The sequence below is a fragment of the Paenibacillus sp. CF095 genome (assembly GCF_900101225.1).
Lineage (GTDB): Bacteria > Bacillota > Bacilli > Paenibacillales > Paenibacillaceae > Paenibacillus.
In genome coordinates, this window is sequence record NZ_FMZN01000001.1 from 3,429,136 (window position 1) to 3,452,710 (window position 23,575).

The 23,575-nt window shown below is 45.9% G+C and carries 18 protein-coding genes and 1 tRNA gene; 2 read left to right on the plus strand and 17 right to left on the minus strand.

What is annotated here, in order from left to right:
- Positions 1-52: 52 nt before the first annotated feature.
- The 12 genes from pheS to leuB all read right to left on the minus strand — a co-directional run bounded on the left by pheS (position 53) and on the right by leuB (position 15,347).
- Positions 53-1,087 (minus strand): phenylalanine--tRNA ligase subunit alpha, encoded by a 1,035-nt coding sequence (gene pheS / locus BLS69_RS14950; RefSeq protein ID WP_017689641.1) that lies wholly within the window; start codon positions 1,085-1,087, stop codon positions 53-55.
- A 413-nt stretch (positions 1,088-1,500) separates the two neighbouring features.
- Positions 1,501-3,393 carry a ribosomal protection-like ABC-F family protein gene (abc-f, locus tag BLS69_RS14955; RefSeq protein ID WP_091032780.1) on the minus strand — a complete coding sequence of 631 codons (1,893 nt, stop codon included), beginning with the start codon at positions 3,391-3,393 and terminating at the stop codon, positions 1,501-1,503.
- 518 nt (positions 3,394-3,911) lie between these two features.
- A tRNA-Gly gene (locus tag BLS69_RS14960) sits at positions 3,912-3,982 on the minus strand.
- A 159-nt stretch (positions 3,983-4,141) separates the two neighbouring features.
- Positions 4,142-6,268 (minus strand): bifunctional diguanylate cyclase/phosphodiesterase, encoded by a 2,127-nt coding sequence (locus BLS69_RS14965; RefSeq protein ID WP_091032783.1) that lies wholly within the window; start codon positions 6,266-6,268, stop codon positions 4,142-4,144.
- Positions 6,269-6,557: 289 nt separating this feature from the next.
- Positions 6,558-7,514, minus strand: coding sequence for an aldolase catalytic domain-containing protein (locus tag BLS69_RS14970; RefSeq protein WP_047842252.1), 957 nt, complete (start codon positions 7,512-7,514; stop codon positions 6,558-6,560).
- A gap of 83 nt (positions 7,515-7,597) precedes the next feature.
- Positions 7,598-8,911: a DUF4129 domain-containing protein gene (locus tag BLS69_RS14975; RefSeq protein ID WP_091032786.1), complete on the minus strand. Its 1,314-nt coding sequence runs from the start codon at positions 8,909-8,911 to the stop codon at positions 7,598-7,600.
- Positions 8,908-10,023: a DUF58 domain-containing protein gene (locus BLS69_RS14980; protein WP_047842250.1), complete on the minus strand. Its 1,116-nt coding sequence runs from the start codon at positions 10,021-10,023 to the stop codon at positions 8,908-8,910. Before BLS69_RS14980 ends, BLS69_RS14975 begins: the two co-directional genes overlap by 4 nt.
- 4 nt (positions 10,024-10,027) lie before the next feature.
- The gene (locus BLS69_RS14985) at positions 10,028-10,993 is read right to left on the minus strand and encodes an AAA family ATPase (RefSeq protein WP_047842249.1); all 966 of its coding nucleotides are present in this window, start codon (positions 10,991-10,993) and stop codon (positions 10,028-10,030) included.
- 121 nt (positions 10,994-11,114) lie between these two features.
- On the minus strand, positions 11,115-12,221 hold the full coding sequence (locus BLS69_RS14990; RefSeq protein WP_091032835.1) for a PAS domain-containing sensor histidine kinase: 1,107 nt from the start codon (positions 12,219-12,221) through the stop codon (positions 11,115-11,117).
- Between the two features lie 449 nt (positions 12,222-12,670).
- Positions 12,671-13,087: a hypothetical protein gene (locus BLS69_RS14995; RefSeq protein ID WP_017689649.1), complete on the minus strand. Its 417-nt coding sequence runs from the start codon at positions 13,085-13,087 to the stop codon at positions 12,671-12,673.
- A gap of 356 nt (positions 13,088-13,443) precedes the next feature.
- The gene (locus BLS69_RS15000; RefSeq protein WP_091032840.1) at positions 13,444-13,983 is read right to left on the minus strand and encodes a peroxiredoxin; all 540 of its coding nucleotides are present in this window, start codon (positions 13,981-13,983) and stop codon (positions 13,444-13,446) included.
- Between the two features lie 278 nt (positions 13,984-14,261).
- A complete protein-coding gene (leuB, locus tag BLS69_RS15005; protein ID WP_091032843.1) occupies positions 14,262-15,347 on the minus strand; it encodes a 3-isopropylmalate dehydrogenase in 1,086 nt (361 codons plus the stop codon).
- 233 nt (positions 15,348-15,580) lie between these two features.
- Between leuB and BLS69_RS15010 the strand changes: the two genes are divergently transcribed.
- Positions 15,581-16,561, plus strand: coding sequence for an aldo/keto reductase (locus BLS69_RS15010; RefSeq protein ID WP_091032845.1), 981 nt, complete (start codon positions 15,581-15,583; stop codon positions 16,559-16,561).
- A gap of 381 nt (positions 16,562-16,942) precedes the next feature.
- On the opposite strand, the gene BLS69_RS15015 is transcribed toward BLS69_RS15010, so the two are convergent.
- From BLS69_RS15015 to ilvB, 4 genes are all read right to left on the minus strand, one after another.
- On the minus strand, positions 16,943-18,484 hold the full coding sequence (locus BLS69_RS15015; protein ID WP_091032848.1) for a 2-isopropylmalate synthase: 1,542 nt from the start codon (positions 18,482-18,484) through the stop codon (positions 16,943-16,945).
- A 139-nt stretch (positions 18,485-18,623) separates the two neighbouring features.
- Complete coding sequence (ilvC, locus tag BLS69_RS15020) at positions 18,624-19,616, minus strand: ketol-acid reductoisomerase (protein WP_062833429.1); 993 nt, start codon at positions 19,614-19,616, stop codon at positions 18,624-18,626.
- A gap of 262 nt (positions 19,617-19,878) precedes the next feature.
- Positions 19,879-20,361, minus strand: a complete 483-nt coding sequence (ilvN, locus tag BLS69_RS15025; protein WP_024628317.1) for an acetolactate synthase small subunit — start codon at positions 20,359-20,361, stop codon at positions 19,879-19,881.
- Positions 20,358-22,109, minus strand: a complete 1,752-nt coding sequence (ilvB, locus tag BLS69_RS15030; RefSeq protein WP_091032851.1) for a biosynthetic-type acetolactate synthase large subunit — start codon at positions 22,107-22,109, stop codon at positions 20,358-20,360. Before ilvB ends, ilvN begins: the two co-directional genes overlap by 4 nt.
- Positions 22,110-22,712: 603 nt before the next feature.
- Between ilvB and BLS69_RS15035 the strand changes: the two genes are divergently transcribed.
- A complete protein-coding gene (locus BLS69_RS15035; RefSeq protein WP_237176231.1) occupies positions 22,713-23,156 on the plus strand; it encodes a GNAT family N-acetyltransferase in 444 nt (147 codons plus the stop codon).
- Between the two features lie 6 nt (positions 23,157-23,162).
- On the opposite strand, the gene BLS69_RS32145 is transcribed toward BLS69_RS15035, so the two are convergent.
- On the minus strand, positions 23,163-23,552 hold the full coding sequence (locus BLS69_RS32145) for a hypothetical protein (RefSeq protein WP_047842246.1): 390 nt from the start codon (positions 23,550-23,552) through the stop codon (positions 23,163-23,165).
- Positions 23,553-23,575: the final 23 nt, after the last annotated feature.

Here is a 23,575-nt window from a genome sequence, read left to right on the forward strand (position 1 = left end):
ATTCCCGGTTCATAACGCTTGCTCTATATACGTTAATCTATTTATTGTAAAGTTACAGCCGTCCGAATTGCTTCAGGAAGGTCAGATCACTGTTGTAGAAGTGACGGATATCATCGACACCATACTTCAGCATGGCGATACGTTCTACGCCCATACCAAATGCAAAACCACTGTATTTCTCCGGATCATAACCACCCATTTCCAGTACTTTCGGGTGAACCATACCGCCGCCCAAAATTTCAAGCCAGCCTGTTTGCTTACATACGCGACAGCCGCTGCCGCCACATTGTACACAAGTTACATCCACTTCCGCACTTGGCTCTGTGAAAGGGAAGAAGCTTGGACGCAGACGAATTTCTGTGTGGGAACCGAACATTTCGCGCACGAATTGCAGCAGGGTTCCTTTCAGATCGCTCATACGAATGTTTTCGCTGATGACCAATCCTTCAACCTGGTTGAATTGAAAAGAGTGCGTCGCATCATCATCATCACGGCGGTATACTTTACCTGGGCAGATGACTTTGACAGGCACTTCGCCCTTCATGCTCTGCATGGTACGTACTTGAACCGGAGACGTATGGGTACGCATCAACAAGTCTTCTGTAACATAGAAGGAATCCTGCATATCGCGCGCCGGGTGATTCTTCGGCAGATTCAATGCTTCAAAGTTGTAATAATCCATTTCGACTTCAGGACCTTCCGCAACGCGGTATCCCATACCGATGAAAATATCTTCGATCTCCTGTACCACTTTGGTCAGTGGATGCAGTCCGCCTTGACGTCCACGACGTCCTGGCAGAGTTACATCAATTTTCTCGGATTGCAGACGTTTCGCCGTCTCTTCCTTCTGGAACTGATCCTGCTTGCTGTCGATAACTTCCTCAATGGCAGCTCGAACATCGTTGGCTACTTGACCAATAACCGGACGTTCCTCTGCACTAAGTGCACCCATTCCGCGCAAAATCTCAGTCAATGCACCCTTTTTCCCCAAATACTTTACACGCAGATCACCGAGCGTCTGCGGATCATTCACACCAGACAACTGCTCCAGCGCTTCGATCTTCAATGCCTCTAAACGTTCTTTCATGTGTAATTGCCCCCTTTTTGTGGTGTTTTTGCAACAAAAAAAGGCCTTCTCTCCCCTGAAGGGACGAAAAGACCGTGGTACCACCCTTGTTAGACATCCATTGCTGCGTGGCCTTCTGGCCTGCAACTGGTTCTGTCTCACTTTGTACGGAATAACGACCGTTAACCGTTTGCCCCTACTGTTGCCTCTGTGTCTGCACACAAACAGGTTCAGGGAACCGCTTCGGAGTGAATTTCGGCAGCCTTGTTCTACAGAAACGCTCTCAATCTACGGCGCTTCCTCCCTGTCCAGAGGCACTGCTTACTTATCTCCATCATCACGTTTCTTTGTTAGTTAAACCCATATCGATGTAATCATCGATGATCGTTCATAATTATATGCAAAATAGATCGAAATAGCAAGCCGTCCATGTTCTAATTTATGCTTGCACCCTTATCTTTCAATTGTTTCAGGCGCTGCTGGATTTCCCGAATCTCAGCTGCCTCGACTGCTCGCTCATTCGAATGCTCGGGCTGTGTCAGACTGTCTTTTCCAGCAGTGCTTACAGGAGACAGCAACTCCGATAGTCGCATCTCCAATCGTAACCGCTCATCATCGGATTCCCGGGTCTCCAGCGCAACCTCCCGAAGTTTGGTGGACTGCTCCCAATCCGACACACCTCCTTCAAACAGCGTTGCTGTGCCACCAGTCTCCAGATCGCATAACCGATTCGCGAGTGACTTCGTCAGCATCCGGTCATGGGATACAAGCACCAAAGCACCTGAAGCCTGTTTTAATACATTCTCCATGACTTCCTGGGTATCGATGTCTAGGTAGTTTGTCGGTTCGTCCAGCACCAGCAGATTTGCTCCGCCAAAATACAGTCTCAGAAATGCCACTCTGCACTTTTCCCCCATGCTCAAATCCCCAATGCGCTTGAACACATCATCTCTGGAAAATAAGAAACATCCCAGAATGGTACGTGCCGCACTTTGTGTCATGGATGGAAGGGTAAGCAAGCTGTCCAGCAACGTCAGATTTTCGGGAAGCCCTTCCAGCTCCTGTGAAAAGTAACCGATTTTCAGCTGTGGATGCCGTGTGACCTTGCCTTGCAAAGGTTCCAGTTCACCAATCATCAACTTCAACAGTGTTGTCTTGCCCGTTCCATTAGGACCTCGTACAGCAAGCCGATCTCCGCGTTCCACAGTAATTCGAAGATTGCGCAGCAATGGTTTGTCTCCCGTATATGAAAAACTCACCTCTTCCAGCGCAAGCAGCTGGCGTGCAGCCAGTGGATTCATCTGTAATTCCATGTTCAATTTTGCAGCTTCACGAGGTTTATCCACCCGTTCCCGCTCCAAACGCTCCAGCTGTTTTTGTTTCGCATGGTATCGTGAAATATTTTTGTTGGCTTTGGCCTTGTAGAAGCTCTGGGTGATCTTCACCTCCACATCGGTTGCCGAATTATGCGCTTTATGGAACCATTCCTGATAATTTCGAATCGTTTCTTCCAGCGCCTTACGTTCCAATTCCTGCCTGCGGTAGATCGTTTCCTGTTCGCGTAATTCACGCTCTTTGTGGATCTTGTAGTCGGAGTATCCGCCCTTGTATTTGGTCAGGGCATCTGGACTGAACTCAATGACGCCTGTTGCTACCTGATCAATAAACGTACGATCGTGTGATACAAATAACAGCGTACCTTCATATGAGGATAACCACTCTTCAAGCCAGCGCATGCTTCCCTCATCCAGATGATTCGTAGGTTCATCCAGGATCAGGAATTTGGGTTTGCTGACAAGCAGCCCCGCCAAACGAGCCTTTGTTTTTTGTCCACCGCTCAAGGAATGATAGGGTCTATTCCAATGCTCTGCGGATAATCCAAGACGAGTCAGTACTTTCTCTACCTCAGTCTCCCACATATAACCGTTCAACTGTTCATATTGCTCCATCACTTGTGTATAAGCTGCAAGCAGTTCTTCATCCGCTTCAGTGCTGATGCTCAGACGTTGTTCCAGGTCTTCCAAGTTCCGTTTTACTTCATAGATCTGACCGCTCTCACGCCGGACCGCATCCAGTACATTCATCCCGGCCTCAATCTCCGAGCGCTGGCGCATGAACCCCCATTCCTGCTGAGGGATATGACGTTCTATCCGTCCGCCACCATGCTCCTCACCCAAAATGATGCGTAACAACGTTGTCTTGCCACATCCGTTTCGACCCAAAATGGCGAGTCGTTCGCCCTCATTAATCTCCAAATTCAATCCTGTAAACAATTCATTACCGTTCCACTCTTTTGATACTTCATGTAAGCGTACCAATGTCATCATGAGGCCTCATCCTTCCTGCATCCTTTTTGCTGAACAAAAAAAACCGCTGGCATCAGCCGGCGGTTTGGCAATTCAGGGTTGGATCAAGCATTCAAAGACAGATCTAAGGTAAGCTACGGCATGAACAAAGAAACCCAAAATACAGGGTACACGTAAACCTTCAAGGCTTACTTGCTCCATACCTTTTCCCATAGCTGAATTTGGACACACGAATCCCCTCATTGCTCAGCCGCTCTGGCTGACTGCGTTATAAAACCGTCTGCAGTTAACTGGGGTTCAATTCATGTGTTTTACTTCATGGGACGTATGGTTACCTCTCATTCATGTGTAGTATCAATTTCTCCGTTATTGTACCAGATCATTGTAAAAAAGCAAAGGTTATATAAATTAAACTAAAGAATACTTACTACTCTCCACTCCGAAGACAGAACAATCTTCTGATCGCTGTTACCACGGGATTTCCTTTAGCGCAATAAAAAAAGCCCCTGCATCGCAAGGACTCCGGTACTGCTTCGTTAAGCGGGTGATGGGAATCGAACCCACGCTATTAGCTTGGAAGGCTAAAGTTCTACCATTGAACTACACCCGCATGATTGAAGATTTTATTGTTAAGTTCATTAGAATTTAACAGTGTTTTTACAAACAATAATATACCATGATCCTCTATAGCATGCAAGTCATATTTCCCATTTTTTTCATTACGCATCCATCAAAAAAAGCAGGAGCACCCTCGCGCCCCCGCTGTTCCCTATCCTGTAGGCTTATCCACATCTCTCAAAAACTGCTTTTCAAATTCAGCGGCTTTAATCGGTTTACTGAAGAAATAACCCTGTGCCTCGTGACAGTGTTGATTGCGAAGAAAGACCATCTGATCTTCGTTCTCCACGCCCTCAGCTGTGACTTTCAGTTGTAAATGATGCGCCATTGAAGTGATGGTAGATACAATCGCGGCGTTATTGCTGTCTTCCATGACTTCATTCACGAATGAACGGTCAATCTTGAGCCGATCAATCGGCAGATCCTTCAGATAGTGCAACGAGCTGTATCCCGTTCCAAAATCATCAATACTGATATGCACACCAATTTCTTTGATTTTGCGCAACTGTTCGAATGACCGGTCTTTGTCAAATGTCATGCTCTCTGTAATCTCCAGTTCAAGCCATACAGGCTCTAGTCCTGTCTCTTTGAGAATGCCATTGATATTGTCCAACAAATGGGAATGCCTGAATTGTCTCATCGATAGATTCACCGAAACACACAGTTTACGATAACCGGCTTCCTGCCACTGTTTGTTCTGTGCACACGCTTCACGAAGCACCCATTCGCCAAGTGGCACAATGAGCCCACTCTCTTCTGCCAGAGGAATAAATTCCGCCGGAGATACCGAGCCTCGCTGCGGATGCTGCCAACGCACCAAGGCTTCCATGCCAACGATTAGCCCACTTTGCAGATTAACCTGCGGCTGGTAGACCAAGTAAAACTGACCTCGATCCAACGCCTTACGCAGATCATTCTCAAGCTGCAAACGCTCCTGTGCCTTCATCTGCATCGCATGGGCAAAACGATTCAGTTCCATTCCTTGTTCCTTGGCACTGTGCAAAGCCGTATCTGCATTCTGAATAATCTCCAGTGGTGACTCTCCATCATGCGGGAAAATGGCCATCCCGATTCCAAGTGTAAGATGATACTCATTGCCATCAACCAAGACGGGCTTCTCAAAAAGTTGCAAAATGGATCTTGTTCGACGCAACGCTGTATCGGTTGAACTGAAATCTGTCATCGTTAAAGCAAACTCATCTCTCCCCAATCCAAAGACTTCTTCTCCTGGAAGTGACAGATGTTTCAGTCGTTGACCTACCTGACGCAAAACCCGGTTAGCTGCTTGCTGTCCGAGCGAATCATTAATGGTTTTGAACCGATTAATATTCAGGACCAATACACCAACAAGCTGTTCCTGTACCACGGCATCATCCATCATCTTTTTCAACCGCTGGGAAAGGCGACGACGGTTGGGAAGTCCCGTTACATCATCATGATGAGCAATATAGTTCATCTTGGCTTCCGCGACCTGCTGTTGCAGAAAAGGCGTGTCCACTACAGAAGTATACAGCCCTTTTTGAATGAAAAAATACGCCATGCAATTACTCAGCAATCCTAATAACAGATTGAGATCGTTCACCCCAGTTGCTGAAACAAAATAACATTCACCAAAAAAGAAACACAGAATGCCACATAGAATGGTTGGTAAATCACCATCTTTGGTTTTTTTCCATTGTACAAACAACAGAACTGCAATAATGCCATAGAGCAATCCGACCATAAAATGAACTCGGGTGAAGATACCACCAAGTACTTCCCCATCAAGCATACTTGGTAACATGCTCCATTCCTGAATAGCCAGTATGTACAAAATAACAAAGGTACCCAATGTCCCACTGAACAGTAAGAATTTGCGTGGTAATGCAATTTCTTTCTCATTTAAGGTATACACGAGCAGTAAACCTACGGAACATACCAAAGATCCCATGGTTGACATCATTAAGGAGAACTCCGATTCCATCATGGCTCCATTTGGAATCTCTTCTGCAAATGAAACAATATGAACCAGTTCAAACAGACCAATCAATAAAAAGAGTGTTGTCAATAATGTCCTCCGAAGAGTTAGCTTCTGTGTCCGAAACAACCAGCTTTGATTGTAGATGCCGATACAAGCCGCTGCCGCAGCGAATCCACCCAAGAGTGTCAAAACCGGGTAACCCGATATGATCAGATCAGAGCTTGAAGAAGAACGAAACCATTGACTTGCGAGGAAACACAATAAGCCGCACACAGCGACCCAACTTATTTTTCTCTGATCTTGCAGATTAACCTTCATGCCGTGTTTTCCTTCCCGGGATCACCTATCCTGAATTACATTAACCAAACTTAACAGCTTACTACACGATTCGACAAAAAACATATTAACCAACGTTCAATTCACATGCATACACATGCTATCTGGTACATAATAACATTTAATTTTGTATACGTGAACTAAAAAATAGTTACTCCTAGGAATATTTATTCATAAATATAGAGAAAAACAAGGCATTAAGAACTAAAAAAACATGGATCTCCATTTAGAGTCCATGTTTTCCTATTTTACAACTGTATTTCAGACTATATTACTTATCAAAATTCACTTCTGGTGTTGTTAATTTATCATAAAAATCAACAACCTTATCCTTGTCTTCCGATGAGCGAATCGCCATCGCTGAACGTGGATGCTCGTCCAACGCACCTGTAATCATGTAAGGCAGAATGTAACCCCATTCTTCTTTTTCTCTCAGTGGAACCATCAGCTGTTCCAATACACCAAGTACTGGACGCAGATTGTATTTCGTTCCTTTCAGATGAGCTACGAGCAATTCGGTTGGACAGTTTCCTGCCGCACGTCCCATGCCATACACAGAAGCATCAAGCAGTTCGACGCCAAGTTCTGCCGCAACCAATGTGTTAGAAAACGCAAGCTGCATATTATTATGTGTGTGAACACCAAGACGCTTGTTAGGCAAGTGAGTCTTGAACTTCTCTACCAGGTATTTCACATCATTATGGTCCAAGCTACCGTAGGAGTCTACAATGTAAACAACATCCACAGCACTTTCTTTGATCAATTCAAATGCTTCCAGCAACTCATTCTCCATAACATTGGAGAGTGCCATAATATTAAGTGTAGTTTCATATCCACGATCATGGAATGTTTGAACCAGAGCAAGTGCCTTGTCCACATCTTTGCTGTAGCAGGCAACCCGGATCAGATCCAGCATGCTCTCACTGCGAGGCAAGATATCATTTTCGTCCACACGACCTACGTCAACCAGAGCAGACAGTTTGGTATTTCCTTTTTGAGGAATAACTTTACGCAGGAAATCATCGTTCAGGAAACGCCATGGTCCTGCTTCCTCGGCACCTTTAAGCAACTTCGGAGAGTTCTTATATCCAATTTCCATATAATCAACGCCAGCTTCATTCAATCCAGCATACAGCTGTTGAACAAAGTCCACGCTAAAGTCCCAATTATTCACCAATCCGCCATCACGGATCGTACAATCTACAATTTTGCAATGATTTGTCTTCATTAATGTCTGCTCCTTTTCTGACCAACTTGTGTATTCCTCTCATGATACTTGAACGTGACAAGAAAAGTAAAGGGATTCCGGACTTATTTACTTCGATAAGATCTCCAGATTCGGTCAATCTCAACCATATCGGAACGATCGGGAGCTTTCTCTCCATAACGAACGGCATTATACGTATCTGGCAGTCTCGCAGACAGCTCATCTTCTTCTACCTTCACACCATTCTGAATAATGGTCTGTGCAGCCTCCAGCGGAGTATGCGTCCCCTGTATTACCACGCCTCGATGAGCTGCTTTTTCAATCCATGTCCGATAGTAATACCGAACACGTTCGGCATCCTGTGCAGGGGGCGCTTCTTTCTTCCGAAACCAATTCTTTCGGACTTTTGCTGGCGCATCAAGCGTCTCACTGACATCGATATACTCCGTCCGTGGTTCTGCCTTCTTTTCACCGGGTTGTAACATCCCCTTGAATCGGTCCATAAGTCTGTTTATCGTTTTTTGTCCCAACCTCAGAAGCAGCCACAGAATTGCTCCTGCTACAGCACACATCACTACCCATCCGAGGATGTTCCAGAAGACTGAGGGCTCGGATGGCGGCTCTCTCCAGTCATTCGGTATATTTAACTGCTGATTGGGGTTGTCCATTGGTAATCGTGGCTCCTCGCCGGAAATCGGACCAAACCATCCCCTGATCCATGCGAGCAAGCGATCACGTAGCGGTCCCAGCCAGGCAGCCAGACTTGGGAAAGCACCAATCGCGACGATAACAATAAACATCCACATGAACCGCTGATGATTCGCACGTGCAAAATCTCTTAATACCAATCTTCTCTTGCCATCGTTGAGTATTGCCTGATCCAGTTGCAGCATATATCGTCCAACCAGCCAAAAGGCAAAGCTGATCACTCCCGCAATATAAATCCATAGGGTATAGGTTCGTATCGGCTGCATGAATTCCAACGAGTTCGAAGCAATCATAAGCACGATTGCACTGATTACACCCATAATCTGCAAGCGCCATAACAACACAGAATGAAAGACTGGCTGGAAGGTCAGACCTGCATAAGCCGAGATGACTCCACACAGTACCAATGTGATGATATCCGGCAACGGGAGAATGAGGCTCATCCCAACAACGAGTGCAAAGAGAAATCCTATGACGAGTGCCGTTACTCCACGAATGAATGTACTCTTCTCGCTAAAACCTGGAATTTTATGTTGAATGAACTGTCCTAACCAACCTACAAGAATGACCAGGATGAATAATGTGAACGGCAAATGTTCCATTGCGTAGAATGAAGCAAGCGTAAATATCGGAAAAAGGTAGATGCCAGCCATCAAGACGGCAAGCATTGCTATGAGTCCTTTGGTCGTCGCTACCGGTCTGTTCCTCATGCACTCACCGCCTTTGTATTACCCTTCACGTCCTCTACCGGGAGAATCGTTACACGATGTCCTTGTTCGTGCAGACGTGCAATCTCGTGCTCCATAGCGGCAGATACATAGGATGTAATCAGCAGATAGCTGCGGATTTGCTGTGCTTCTTCATTCAGACGTACTTCATCATTCAGGAATTGCTCCATGGGCACCATGCATTTCAACTCTGTCTCAGCCATAGCTTCCAGTAACCGTTCCAGATGAGGCGTGCCATAATCCGGCTCAATCCGAAGTGTATCGCGGCCTCCACCCACATGATAACCATTATGGGCGAAGCCTGCCGGCAACCCTCTACCAATGGCATCCACTGCAGCCGTGGCAGCATAACGGAGTGCCCGTTCAATCTTTTCCGGTCGAGTGACTACACTCCACATATCTGCAGATTCTTGAATGTTGACTACAATCCAGGACTGCGGATCAGCTGTCCATCCCTGTTTGTAGACCTGTAATTCACCTGTACGTGCACTCGCTTTCCAGTGGATACGATTCATGGGGTCTCCTGCACCATAAGGCCGAACACCCAGGATCAAGAACGGATCTTCAACGATCCATCGTGATACTTCCACTTCTCCCTGCCATACCTGATAAATTGCAGGAAGATCCTCTGCATTCACTAATGAAGGATACACAATCATAGACATTTGCAAAGGAATCGGTTTGGTGGAACGCCACACGCCAAAGAGATCCCCACCTGTCATCGTTGCTGTATTTAATGGATAAATTCCACGCTGAGTACATGTAAAAGGATGCTTACGCGTAATACGAGTAAACGGTTTTAACGTAAAAATACTCTTATGGTTCTGATAGATTTCGCCTTGACTAATATCCATACCTGAGCCGGAACGAAATACAAACGACACTGGCATCATCGATTCAAGTCTGAGCCACGGAACAGAGACTCGTTTCTCATTCGATATCGTCTCCACCATCTCAAGTTCATCTCCAGCGTAACAACGCAGCTTGCTGAATTGTCTGCTGTACTTGAGTTTTCGCAGTGCAGGTCGTCCAAACCACACACCATGTATAACTACGACAATGCCTCCAACAAGGACAAGCCATAATAATGCCATAAGATTAACGCCCGCTTGTAGCGAGATTCTCCGTAGGCACTTCTGTCTGATTCAGAAGTTCCTGGATGATACGCTCAGCCAAGCCCTCTTGTTGTCTGATCCGGTTACGGAATACAAGTCGGTGGGCCAGCACAGGTTCCGCCAGCACTTTAATATCATCAGGTAAAACAAAATCTCTGCCATGCAGTGCAGCCCAAGCCTGACTTGCCTTGAGTAATGCCTGAGCCCCTCGTGGACTTACGCCAAGCGAGAGCTCGGGATGTTGCCTTGTCGCTTCGGTTAACTGAATGATATATCGCAGCAAATCTTCGTTGATTTGCACTGTTTTATACGTATCCTGCGCCTTCAAAAGTTCTTCACGACTGATCACTGCCGAGAGATCATCAACTGAACGACTGGCTACCGTACGTCTCAAAATTTCTACACTCTCTTCACTGCTTGGATAACCCATGCGAATTTTCATCATAAAACGATCCATCTGCGCTTCAGGTAGTGGAAAAGTTCCCTGGTTATCTACAGGGTTCTGGGTAGCGATAACGATAAATGGCCGTTCCAGCTGTCTCGTTGAACCGTCGATACTGATCTGGCGCTCTTCCATGCACTCCAGCAAGCTTGATTGTGTACGCGGTGTAGCACGGTTAATCTCATCAGCTAGTACAAGATTGGCAAACAAGGGGCCGGGTCGGAATTCAAAATCCCCTTCTTTTTGATTAAAAAAATGAATCCCTGTTAAGTCAGAGGGCAGCAAGTCCGGTGTAAACTGTATCCGTTGGAATGTGCAGTCCAATGAAGAGGCTACCGATTTGGCAAGCATCGTTTTCCCGGTACCCGGTACATCCTCCAACAGCACATGTCCTGACGCTATGATGGCTGTCATCACCAGCTCTATGGTATGCTCTTTTCCCACAATCACTTTTCCCACGTGATCCATCAGTTGTTGATTCATTTGTTCCATTCCTTGGATTTCCATCTGCATCTCATCCTTCCGTTATGGAGCTTATGTATTCGCATTCATTACTAACTATAACCCTAATTGGCAACATAAAACAAAGGAGTTGGCAAATGGCCAACTCCTTGACTCCCCACTTTTCTCAATATACTAAGGGTAACATAATCATAAACTGCGTGCCTTCGCCCTTTTTGCTATCCACAGAGATGGTGCCTCCATGGTTCTTGATGATTCGGTAACTCACCGAAAGTCCAAGCCCCGTTCCGCTCTCCTTGGTCGTGAAGAATGGATCAAACAGACGTACAAGCGTATTATGGTCCATTCCATGACCGTTATCCGCGATGGAGATCTGCACAAACTTGTTTTCGGTGGCGGTAGATATTCGAATTAGACCCGTATGTTCTTCGCCAACTTCCTCAATGGCATCCATTGCATTTTTCACCATATTCAAAATAACCTGCTTAATCTGTTTGACATCAATGGACACATTCAGCGGGGCATCCCCTTCATCCAGTATGATCTCGCATCCCTTCATCAAACCTTCGCTTTCGGTCAGCAAGACCACCTCTTTGAGCAAAGAGTCGACGGACATCACGGTCTTCTGTGGAGCTGACGGTTTGGAAGAATTCAAAAATTCGTAGATGATGTCATTCGCCCGATCAATCTCCGTCAGTATGATTCGAGCGTACTCGTCTTTGCCGAGCTGCAGCAAATGGGGCCTGAGCAATTGGATGAACCCACGGATTGCAGTCAACGGATTACGAATTTCATGAGCAATAGATGCTGAAATTCGCCCCAGCATCGCAAGTTTGTCATTTTGATAAGCGGTCTGTTCAATTTGTTTATAATCAGATACATCTTTGACGCTGAACAAGAAGTCGCCATCCATCTGATCACCGTACGTCACAGTAACCAGCCAATGCCTTCCGTATTCATCAATCAACTCATGATAGCGCTTACGGTGAAAAATAGTTTCCCGATAGATACGTAAAATTTTCTTTTTCTTGAATCGGCTCATCTGCGGATGATGCAGCATTTGCATCAGGGTGCAGCCGCTCAACAGACTTCTTGGAAGTTCCAACAACTTTGCCATCTGAACGTTAATAAACGTCAATACACCGTGACTGTCAAACAACATAATACCGCTATCCAGATGTTCCAGTACATTCTCGTACTTGTTGTTATCCAGATGCACAGGCGGGAAACCATCCGTTGGTTGAGGCACTGTATCCTGAAATTCACTAATCATGTCAGGTTCCTCCTTTTCACGTAAATGATAAACTTGCCATTCGGACATCATATCATCACAGAAACAGGAAGGGCCGATTTTATTTTTCATTACCGGTGCCCTTTCGTTGGGGGGCTGAGCCGAAAATATGGATGGCATGGCCGGAACTCAAGCTGGTCTATTCCCGGTAACCAACAGTCGATCCGGAAAATCATATACGTTTGTCCCATTCTGACCTTCTCCTATTCCCAAACACGAACATTTTTTTTGCTCCGCCTCTTTTGCAAGTCTGTTTTTATCATAGACAAGTTTATAGAAGAGAGTCAATCGGAGAAAGTGTCGAATGGAAATTATTTTAAAAAAAACCTCGAACTAGTTCCAGAATACAGCAAAAAAACGAAGCCGTTTCACCCAATAGGCAAATCAGCTTCGTTTTTAATATCTTTAATTTGTGATATATCCGAGTTCATCTATAGTCCGGTCTTATTATGCTGAATTTTCAGTCTGCGCTGACTCATCACAGCTAATCGACGTTTAAGTTCGCTTTCCCACTTCTCGTCTTTGGTTTCCTTCGCGAGCCTGAGCAAATCCAGAGCCATATCAATCTGGCGCTGCACAATAACCATGGCATCCTCGCTCTCACGGTTTACACAGTTTTCAAAAATCGCATCCTCATCTTCTGTAACATAATCTTGAAAGTCGATCTCGGATGCACCGTCTCCATGCGCATATTCAGCCAGAATTTCATATTCATTTTCCACTTTATAATGCACCTCAACCCGGTGACACACCGGGCAAAACAGCAGGGGAACATTATGAACCTGGGTGCGGTAATGCTTCAGCGTGCCCTTCGTTCCAACCATACTTGCCCCACAACAGTAACTCATTTTTGTTCACCCTCCTTATTACGTGCCGGGACTTTTTTGTTAAAATGCCATCCCGTACACTTCCAGCACTTCCGAAAAGGAATAGTTCCATCAGTGTATCACATTCATGTACAGATTATAAATGCAGAGCACCGGAATATTTACCGGGTTTCCATACCCTATTCGCCTTAAAGGCCATCAATTCCTCTTTCAACAGATAAAAAGAAGACTTTCTTCTAATATATTATTAACACGCTTAGCTGCTTGTTCAAACACTTTTGATTAACTTCGTGATAACTTCCGGCAAAAGGGTGCAAAAAGCCCTCAATCCCTAACGGGATGAGGGCTTGAACAAAAAATGTTCAAGTTAATCTGGCTTACAGGTTATTGTCGCCTGGTTTCCAGTTCATTGCACACAATCCGCCGGATTGCAGTGCTTGCAGTACGCGAAGTGTTTCTTCAACACTACGGCCTACATCGTTGTGGTTAACCACTTGATATTTCAATTCGCCTTCTGGATCGATGATGAACAAGCCGCGCAATGCTACGCCTTCTTCTTCGATCAGAACCCCGTAATCTTTAGCCACTTGCTTCGTGATGTCAGAAGCCAGCGGGAAGTTCAATTGACCCAAACCATTGCTGTCTACTGGTGTGTTGATCCATGCTTTGTGGCTGTGTACGGAGTCTACGCTCACGCCAAGGATTTCTGTATCCAAAGCTTTGAATTGCTCGGAAGCAACGCTCAAAGCTGTAATTTCAGTTGGGCACACAAATGTGAAGTCCAAAGGATAAAAGAAGAATACAAGCCATTTGCCACGATAATCGGACAGTTTAACGGAACCAAAGTCTTGTCCGTCTCCCGATACTGTTTCCATTGCGAAATCCGGTGCTGGTCTACCTACCAAACGTTCTGCCATAACTAAAAATTCCTCCTTTGGGATTATGTAAGCATCCTTGCGGATTGCTCATCATCAAGAAAAACGCGTACGCTTTTCCTGTAATTAAAATGATTTGATACTTGATAACAAGTACAAGTAAAATGTTATCATCCGGACTTCCCAAAGTCAAGATTATAAACATTATTTTTTTATAATCATTATAAATAAGGATTTTTCGTGGCAAAAATGATAAAGGAACAGCCCTCTGTACATTCCATAACTGGAAACAAAGGGCTGCCATGTTGTTGGTAATATAATTACGCCTGTTTCTGAATAGCCGCTACGATCAAATCGCCCATCTCGGTCGTGCTGATCGCTGTGCTCTTGTCTACAGCAATATCACTTGTGCGATGTCCTGCGTTCAATACATCCGACACAGCTGCTTCAATGGCATCTGCACCCTCTGCATAACCAAAGGTTGTGCGGAACATCAACGCCAAAGAAAGAATGGTTGCAATCGGATTAGCGAGGCCTTGACCTGCGATATCTGGTGCAGAACCGTGTACCGGCTCATAGAGTCCGAAGCTGCCTTCTCCCAGTGATGCAGATGCAAGCATACCGATGGAGCCAGTCAGCATCGCTGCTTCATCACTCAAGATATCTCCGAACATGTTTTCCGTTACGATGACATCGAAGCTGGACGGACGACGCAGCAATTGCATCGCGCAGTTGTCTACCAGTACATGCTCCAGTTCAACATCCGGATAATTTGGTGCTACCCGGTTCACGACTTCACGCCAGAGACGGGAAGTTTCCAATACGTTGGCTTTGTCTACAGAAGCCAGCTTTTTGCGACGTCCTTGCGCAATTTCGAATGCCTGACGAACGATCCGCTCCACTTCTGTTACATTATACGCACATGTATCTACTGCCTCTTCGCCCTGTGCACTTTCACGTCTGAACTTCTCACCAAAGTAAATACCACCTGTCAACTCACGTACCACCATCAGATCTGTACCTTCCAGGACTTCAGGCTTCAGAGTTGAAGCATCCTTCAGGCAATCAAATACGACAGCTGGACGCAGGTTGGAGAACAACCCAAGTGCTTTGCGAATACCCAGCAGGCCTGTTTCCGGACGAAGCTCCTTGCTGTTGTTATCCCATTTTGGACCGCCAACTGCTCCAAGCAGGACTGCGTCTGCACTTTTACATACAGTCAGTGTTTCTTCAGGAAGAGGTGTACCCTTCTCATCAATTGCGATTCCGCCAAACAGCGCATGCTCTGTCTCAAAACGATAACCGAATACTTCCTCCGTACGTTTAAGAACTTTCTCAGCCTCAGCTACGACTTCAGGGCCGATTCCGTCACCAGCAATAACTGCAATTTTTTTCACATCTGCCATTGGGTTGTCCACTCCTTATATTTCATTCATTAATTATTCATAAAGTAACGTCTCATATTAACTCTCTCTTTTGTATCATATTCCAAGGTCATTTGACCAAGATATACAATCTATGACTTTAATAGATTTTACCTATAAGCCAATAGAGATTGGCCTTTCCAAGTTGTTCTGACCTCCCGGCTGGGTTAAAATATAGCTGAATTCAAATTAGGTACGCAGGAGGGATAAGCAACATGCAATATTCGTATTTGGGTAAATCAGGACTCAAGGTCAGCCGAATCTGTCTCGGTACCATGAATTTCGGGCCTGCTACAGATGAAAAAGAAGCTTTTCGCATTATGGACGCAGCACTTGATGCAGGCGTGAACTTTTTTGATACCGCTAACATCTACGGCTGGGGTGAGAATTCCGGTCTTACCGAAGAAATTATCGGACGCTGGTTCAACCAGGGTGGTGGCAGACGTGAGAAAGTGGTTCTGGCCACCAAAGTCTATGGCTCCATGCATGATGATACAGATGGCCCCAACAACGAAGCTGGCCTCTCCGCTTACAAAATCAGACGGCATCTCGAGGGTTCCCTCCGCCGCTTACAGACCGATCATATCGAACTATACCAGATGCATCATGTAGACCCTGCCATATCGTGGAATGAGCTGTGGGGCGCATTTGAAAATGCCGTTCATCAGGGTAAAATCGGTTATGTAGGATCGAGTAACTTTGCTGCATGGCAGATTGCAATCGCTCAAAGCGAAGCCAAGAATCGTCATTTCCTCGGCCTGGTTTCCGAACAACATAAATATAGCCTCAACTGTCGTTTGCCCGAGTTGGAAGTAATGCCCGCTGCCAAAGAGCTGGGCCTCGGCGTTATTCCATGGAGTCCGCTGGATGGTGGTTTATTAGGACGTAACGCTCTGCAGAAGCTGGAAGGAACACGCAGCGGGGGCATCGCTGGACGGATCGAGCAGCAGCAAACTCAGCTTGAAGACTTTGCCGCACTGTGTCGTGATCTCGGTGAACCACAGGATACGGTGGCTTTGGCATGGGTTGCAGCCAATCCGGCAGTGACCGCCCCGATTATCGGACCGCGTACGCTGGAGCAGTTTGAGACCGCACTCAAATGTCTGGACGTGACTTTGGATGAAGCGGTGCTCAAACGTCTGGATGAGATTTTCCCGGGTCCAGGTGGACATGCCCCTAATGCATACGCGTGGTAATAGCTTGATAGCGTAAGCCAATGCAATAGGTAAGCGTAGAAAAGGTTCTGTGTTTCACTGCCATAATTATATAAATCAGCATTTTGCATAATTCGAATTATACCGCTCACGGGTACAAGATATAGACGAACAGAATCATTTCGATCTATATCTTGCTGATTGGAAGACGCTTAGAGGCTTTATGCAAAATGCTTAAATACAAGCAAAAGAGTCTGACCCTCCACAGGAGAGTCAGACTCTTTACGTACCTCACTAAACGTAACAAAGCAAGCCGAACGATCTTCTATATCCATTAAATTAAAGATAGATCATTCTAACAGCATACATATGCCTCAGCTAAAGTTCAGTTCAATGAAGGGTGCGTGCTTCTTGCATCGGAGCCTACAGATTAACGTTTACACGGTTCGTGTATGTTTTACGCTTCTCAATCAATTGATTCAGACCGTCTACATAGGCACGTGCACTTGCACCCAATATATCTGTGCTTACGCCACGTCCTTGTACCGAAACCTGATTTTGAGTCAGCACAACATGTACTTCACCCAATGCATCCTTGCCATGCGTTACCGATTTGATGGAGTAGTCAGACAACGTTACATCTTCCCCACTCACTTGGTCAATCGCATTGTAGATTGCATCTACCGATCCGTTACCCTCTGCTTGCTTCTCAATCGTATCCCCTTCAAGCGTTGCAATGCGGACTTTGGCCGTTGGTACCGATTCATCTCCGTACGTTACGAAGATGGATTCCAGTTTATACACCTCAGGTGCATCCTGCAATTTCTCTTCAATTACGGCAAGCAGATCTTCATCAGTAACTTCTTTTTTCTTATCAGCCAGATCTTTGAACTGGGCGAAAGCCCGATTCAATGCTTCTTCTTCCAGCTCATATCCCAGATCAATCAACCGCTCACGGAAGGCATGACGACCAGAATGTTTACCCAGTACAAGCTTGCTTTCTTTCAGACCGATGGACTCTGGAGTCATAATTTCGTACGTTGTTTTTTCCTTCAGCATGCCGTCCTGGTGAATGCCGGATTCATGTGCGAAGGCATTTGCGCCAACAATGGCTTTGTTTCCAGGCACAACCATACCTGTCAAACGGCTAACCAAACGACTGGTCCGTGCAATCTCAGACAACTGCAGCGATGTTTTCGCCTGGAAAAATTCCTGACGTGTCTCCAGTGCCATAGCAATTTCCTCGATCGCCGTGTTTCCGGCACGTTCACCAATGCCATTGATCGTACCTTCGATCTGATCGGCTCCGTTGAGAATAGCAGCAAGTGTATTGGCCGTCGCCATACCCAAGTCATTATGACAGTGGGCACTCAGCTGTACCTTTTCAATACCGTGTACATTCTCCTTGAGATGTTTGAAAATGTTTCCGTATTCATATGGGCTCAGGTAACCAACCGTATCCGGAATATTCACGACCGCTGCACCTTCTTCAACAGCCATATTCACCATTTCCACGAGGAAATCATACTCGGTACGACCTGCATCCTCAAGTGAGAATTCAATCTTCGAGAATGTTTTCTTTGCATAACGAATCGCGGAACGAGCTGTATCCAGTACCTGCGCTTTGTCCATGCGCAATTTATGTTGGCGGTGAATAGGTGAAGTTGCCAGGAAAACGTGAATACACGGGTCCTGAGCACCTTTAAGTGCTTCTTTAACCGCATCAATGTCTTGCTCTCTGGAACGGGACAAGCCAATTACAGTCACATTTTTGACTGCATTTGCTACTGCATTGACAGCTGCCAGGTCACCTGGAGATGCCGCCGGGAAACCCGCTTCCATCCGGTCAATGCCAAGCCGCTCGAGCTGATGGGCAATTTCCACCTTTTCACGAGTGTTCAGATTGACTCCCGGGGATTGCTCTCCATCACGCAGCGTTGTGTCAAATACATAGATTTTACGCACGCTTCGCACCTCCTGTACTTGTTATTATATGTTTCTCTGAACCAGCAATAGCGGCTCACGCATAAGCACGGCCGCTATTCCCAGTTAAAGCTCTAAGTTTACTTGAATACCTTAAAGTGCATGTTCTAGAAGTTAATGCTTACTTCTTGATCCAGTGCATCATCTCACGCAATTGTCCGCCAACCACTTCGATTGGGTGTTCAGCTTCGTTACGACGAGTTGCTGTCAAGAATGCACGTCCGGATTGGTTTTCCAGGATGAAGTCGCGTGCGAATTTACCTTGTTGGATATCCGTCAGCACTTCTTTCATTGCTTTCTTCGTATCTTCAGTTACAACGCGAGGTCCAGTTACGTAGTCACCGTACTCAGCTGTGTTACTGATGGAATCACGCATGCTTGCAAGTCCACCTTCATACATCATGTCAACGATCAGCTTCAGTTCGTGCAGACATTCGAAGTATGCCATTTCAGGAGCGTAACCTGCTTCTGTCAATGTTTCGAATCCAGCTTTTACCAATGCACTCACGCCACCACACAGGACAGCTTGCTCACCGAACAAATCTGTTTCTGTTTCTTCACGGAAGGAAGTTTCGATAACCCCTGCGCGTGTACAACCGATACCTTTAGCATAAGCCAAACCGATTTCTTTAGCTTTACCCGTTGCATCTTGCTCAATCGCGATCAGGCCCGGTACACCAAAACCTTCCACATAAGTACGACGTACCATGTGACCAGGGGACTTAGGAGCTACCAGCAATACATCGCTGTTTTTTGGAGCAACAATTTGACCGAAATGAACGTTGAAACCGTGTGAGAAGAGCAATGCAGCGCCTTCTTTCAGGTTTGGTTCGATTTCGTTTTTGTATACAGAAGCTTGAGTTTCGTCTGGCAGCAAGATTTGAACTACATCTGCGCGGCTTGTTGCTTCAGCCGGGGACAGAACTTCAAATCCGTCATTTTTTGCAGTGTCGAAGGATTTACCTTCACGAAGTCCGATGACTACGTTCAATCCGCTATCACGAAGGTTTTGAGCTTGGGCGTGGCCCTGGCTACCATAACCGATTACCGCGATCGTTTTTCCTTTCAATACGTTAAGCTCTGCATCCTGTTCATAATAAGTAGTTACTGGCATGTTTATAAGTCCTCCTTTGTATTGTAAAGAACCCTTCATTAATGAGCGGGTGTCTCAAGGGACCGACTCGCTTGGAGTGTCAAAAGCATCTCTGGTCTGATCCGATCCGTTCAGACACCCGCCCATTAATGCGGGAATGTAGCTATATTTTCAAGCGTTACATCACTAAAATGTTAAATTACAACTGTTAAGGGACTGACACTCACATAAGATCAACTGTATATGTTAGCTAACCGTCGTCCCTACTTCATTCATTATAGCTTTATACGTTGCCGCGTACCAATGCAGTTATGCCTGTACGGGACAATTCGCGAATGCCATATGGCTTGAGCAATTCAATCATAGCATCAATTTTGTCCGTATCTCCGACTACCTGCACAATCAGGCTGCCTGGACCAACATCTACAACAGATGCGCGGAATGTTTCTACCACACCCAGAATCTCAGGACGCTCGGAAGGCTCTGCTTTCACTTTGATCAGGGCAAGTTCACGGGCGACCATCGGTTTCAGGCTGAAATCAACCACTTTAATGACATCGATGATTTTGTACAATTGTTTCTCAATCTGCTCCAGCGTTTTATCGTCACCAATGGTGACAATAACCATCCGGGAGAGTCCAGGTTCTTCCGATTGACCTACTGTAATACTCTCAATGTTAAATCCGCGTCGACCGAACAACCCTGATACCCGCTGAAGGACGCCAGGCTGATCGTTTACCAGTATCGAGATCGTATGTCTTATCATTCGTCAGCATCCCCCATCAGCATTTGATCAATTGTCGCTCCTTGCGGAACCATTGGATATACATTTTCTTCCTTGCGTACTACGAATTCAACAACGACCGGTCCTGGTGTATCCAAGGCTTCCTGCCAAGCACGCTGGGCTTCTTCCTTATTGGTTGCACGCAAACCTTTTACGCCATAAGCTTCAGCCAGTTTTACAAAATCCGGACTTCCTGCCAGATCAATATGGCTGTAACGGTTCTCATAGATGATCTCTTGCCATTGGCGAACCATTCCGAGTACCTGATTGTTAATGATCACAATTTTTACCGGTATATTGTTAATGGCACAGATCGCAAGTTCTTGGGAACACATCTGCATTCCGCCGTCACCGTTAATGGAGATAACTAGTCTGTCCGGATTGGCCATCTGAGCACCTATGGCAGAAGGGAATCCAAAGCCCATCGTTCCGAGACCACCCGAAGTTACCCATGAACGCGGTTGATTAAATTTATAATATTGTGCTGCCCACATCTGATGTTGTCCCACATCCGTAGTTACAATTGCTTCACCTTTGGTTGTATCATTCAGCATTTCAACAACCCACTGGGGTTTCAGCACTTCGTCTGAATCCGTATAGCTGTAAGGTTTCTCTTGTTTCCACTGTTTGATCTGGTCTCTCCATGCATCTGCACGCTCTGCACGTCCAACTTCTTTGTTGGCTATTTCCAGTACCGTCTTCACATCACCAACGATTGGAATATCGGTTGCAATGTTTTTACCAATCTCAGCCGGATCAATATCGATATGAACGATCTTGGCATGTGGAGCGAATCCATCCAGCTTGCCTGTTACCCGATCATCGAATCGAGCGCCGATATTAATCAGCAGGTCTGCTTTTTGAATAGCCTGATTGGAAGTGTACGTTCCGTGCATACCTGGCATACCCGTCCATAATTCATGACCGCTTGGGAAAGCGCCTAGACCAAGGAGAGTAGTCGTAATTGGAATGCCTGTCTTCTCAACAAACTCGAACAGTTCTTCATGTCCTCCCGAGTATACCACACCGCCACCAGCCAGAATCATTGGACGTTCTGCTTCCTGAATGGCTTGGGCCAAACGGTCAACCTGCAGTTTGTTTGGTACTGTCCGTGGATTGTACCCTCTCAATATAACAGGTTCAGTTGTCGGTTCAAACAATGTTTTGTTCGCTGATACATCTTTTGGAATGTCGATCAGTACAGGACCTTTACGACCGGTATTGGCAATATGGAATGCCTCATGAATTACGCTGGACAGATCTTTTACATCTTTCACCAGGTAACTATGTTTAGTGATTGGCATTGTAATCCCGGTAATATCCGCTTCCTGGAAAGCATCTGAACCGATCAGGCTTGAAATAACATTCCCCGTAATGACTACGAGTGGTACTGAATCCATATACGCTGTTGCAATACCCGTAACCAGATTTGTTGCTCCTGGTCCGGAAGTAGCGATGCAGACACCAACTTTGCCGCTTGCACGTGCATATCCGTCAGCTGCATGTATTGCACCTTGTTCGTGACGAGTGAGAACGTGTTTGAAATCCTCGAAACCATACATCGCATCGTAAATGTACAACACTGCGCCGCCCGGGTAACCAAATACGCACTCGACACCTTCAAGTAACAAACTTCTCAGCAGAATTTCGGATCCGCTAATGACCTCCGGCTTCATCCATTTTTCACGTAATTCATCTGTTGACCGTACTTCTGGAATTTGAGCTCCCATCAGTCATCCTCCTCTCGAAATTTACACCATTCTGACATTTAAAGTTACAAAAAAAACCTTCCATCCCTGCAAACAAGTTCATGCTTGCGAGGGACGAAAGGTTATCGCTTCCGTGGTACCACCCAACTTTGCCCGAAATTTCGCAATAACGGACCTTACCAGGTACAACAAAACGAATAGCTCAAACGAACATAGTCGTTTCCCATACCTGTTGTCTGTAACGCAGACATACGATTTTCCCTAATACGCGAAAGGAGTGACATCCAGTGCTTTTCAGGAAAACAGCTCCGAGGTGAGCTCGTATATAAGGGATAATGGTGGTGGTTTCAGCAATTCCAGCCACTCTCTGAGCAAAAGAGCCCTTAAAACTTCGTCCTCTTCATAGCCGATGAAATATTCTCGTTAAATGTTAGGAACATTATATGATTCCTCCAACCGATAAGTCAATACCTGTTTTGCATAAAAATTCAGAGAACCTTCCTTCTTCCCTCTTCAGCCTATAAGGTTGCCCTAATCCCAGCGCTTCATTCAGTCACCTTTTATCTTGCTTCGGGCATAGGATATACGAGCAGCACGACTGGTCCTGAAAGGAGGCTCCGTATGGTGATTCGGCAACGCACATCCAAGCTGGATGATGGCGCCATCATGAAGTTGATTGACACTCAACTTGTTCCTTTATCCCATATGAGCGAAAAAGAAATTAATAAAATCCGCAAAGAAATACCCCTGCGAATGAACAGGGGCATGACCTTTGTTGTCTCGCCGGAGCCAGACAAAGCTGCTGTGGCATTCATCCATTTTCTCATGCATGGGGAATTGCTCTATGTCGATATGATGGCCGTTAGTCCGAAAGAACAACGCAAACGTTACGGGCAAACTTTGTTGCTCAAAGCAGAGAGCTTTGCGGCATCTCGGGGTTGTCGAAGATCTAAAGTGATGGTGGATGAGGGCAATACCAAAGGGCTTCAGTTTTATCAAAAAAATGGATACAGCGCGATTCGATACATCATGATAAGCCGCTGCTACGAATTGGAAAAAACATTGTAGAATGTCCTAGAAAAATCCTGGTGGGCGTGGACCTGGACCATAAGGGCCGAATCCAGGACCAGGTCCATATCCGCCACCAGGTCCTCCAGGTCCATATCCCGGTCCGTAGCCAGGACCATATCCAGGGCCTGGTTTTGGTCCAGGTCCATATCCGGGACCGAAGCCGGGACCACCTCCATAAGCATAAGGCAGTGTGGCAATAGCGAGCAGATCAAACAATACCAGTGGCAGAATCGCTTTTGTACGTACTTTTTTGCCATTCAAACGCTTGAGTACCAGTTTGTTGCCCGATACTTTCAACAGCTTTCCCGTAACCCGAGTGCCGTCTTTTTTGATTGCAACAATATTTTTGCCTATTAATTTCATCGCTTCATCACGCGTAACTTGTTGTTTCATACTTTCCCCTCCTCCTCGGATCG

Bases quoted from the DNA above. Each gene is read 5' to 3' on its own strand.
- pheS (WP_017689641.1), bottom strand. From the start codon at position 1,087: ATGAAAGAACGTTTAGAGGCATTGAAGATCGAAGCGCTGGAGCAGTTG.
- BLS69_RS15010 (WP_091032845.1), top strand. From the start codon at position 15,581: ATGCAATATTCGTATTTGGGTAAATCAGGACTCAAGGTCAGCCGAATC.
- leuB (WP_091032843.1), bottom strand. From the start codon at position 15,347: ATGGCAGATGTGAAAAAAATTGCAGTTATTGCTGGTGACGGAATCGGC.
- BLS69_RS14985 (WP_047842249.1), bottom strand. From the start codon at position 10,993: ATGGAAATCCAAGGAATGGAACAAATGAATCAACAACTGATGGATCAC.
- BLS69_RS14980 (WP_047842250.1), bottom strand. From the start codon at position 10,023: ATGGCATTATTATGGCTTGTCCTTGTTGGAGGCATTGTCGTAGTTATA.
- ilvC (WP_062833429.1), bottom strand. From the start codon at position 19,616: ATGCCAGTAACTACTTATTATGAACAGGATGCAGAGCTTAACGTATTG.
- BLS69_RS14975 (WP_091032786.1), bottom strand. From the start codon at position 8,911: ATGAGGAACAGACCGGTAGCGACGACCAAAGGACTCATAGCAATGCTT.
- ilvN (WP_024628317.1), bottom strand. From the start codon at position 20,361: ATGATAAGACATACGATCTCGATACTGGTAAACGATCAGCCTGGCGTC.
- BLS69_RS32145 (WP_047842246.1), bottom strand. From the start codon at position 23,552: ATGAAACAACAAGTTACGCGTGATGAAGCGATGAAATTAATAGGCAAA.
- BLS69_RS14990 (WP_091032835.1), bottom strand. From the start codon at position 12,221: ATGATTAGTGAATTTCAGGATACAGTGCCTCAACCAACGGATGGTTTC.
- BLS69_RS14995 (WP_017689649.1), bottom strand. From the start codon at position 13,087: ATGAGTTACTGTTGTGGGGCAAGTATGGTTGGAACGAAGGGCACGCTG.
- BLS69_RS14970 (WP_047842252.1), bottom strand. From the start codon at position 7,514: ATGAAGACAAATCATTGCAAAATTGTAGATTGTACGATCCGTGATGGC.
- BLS69_RS14965 (WP_091032783.1), bottom strand. From the start codon at position 6,268: ATGAAGGTTAATCTGCAAGATCAGAGAAAAATAAGTTGGGTCGCTGTG.
- BLS69_RS15000 (WP_091032840.1), bottom strand. From the start codon at position 13,983: ATGGCAGAACGTTTGGTAGGTAGACCAGCACCGGATTTCGCAATGGAA.
- abc-f (WP_091032780.1), bottom strand. From the start codon at position 3,393: ATGATGACATTGGTACGCTTACATGAAGTATCAAAAGAGTGGAACGGT.
- ilvB (WP_091032851.1), bottom strand. From the start codon at position 22,109: ATGGGAGCTCAAATTCCAGAAGTACGGTCAACAGATGAATTACGTGAA.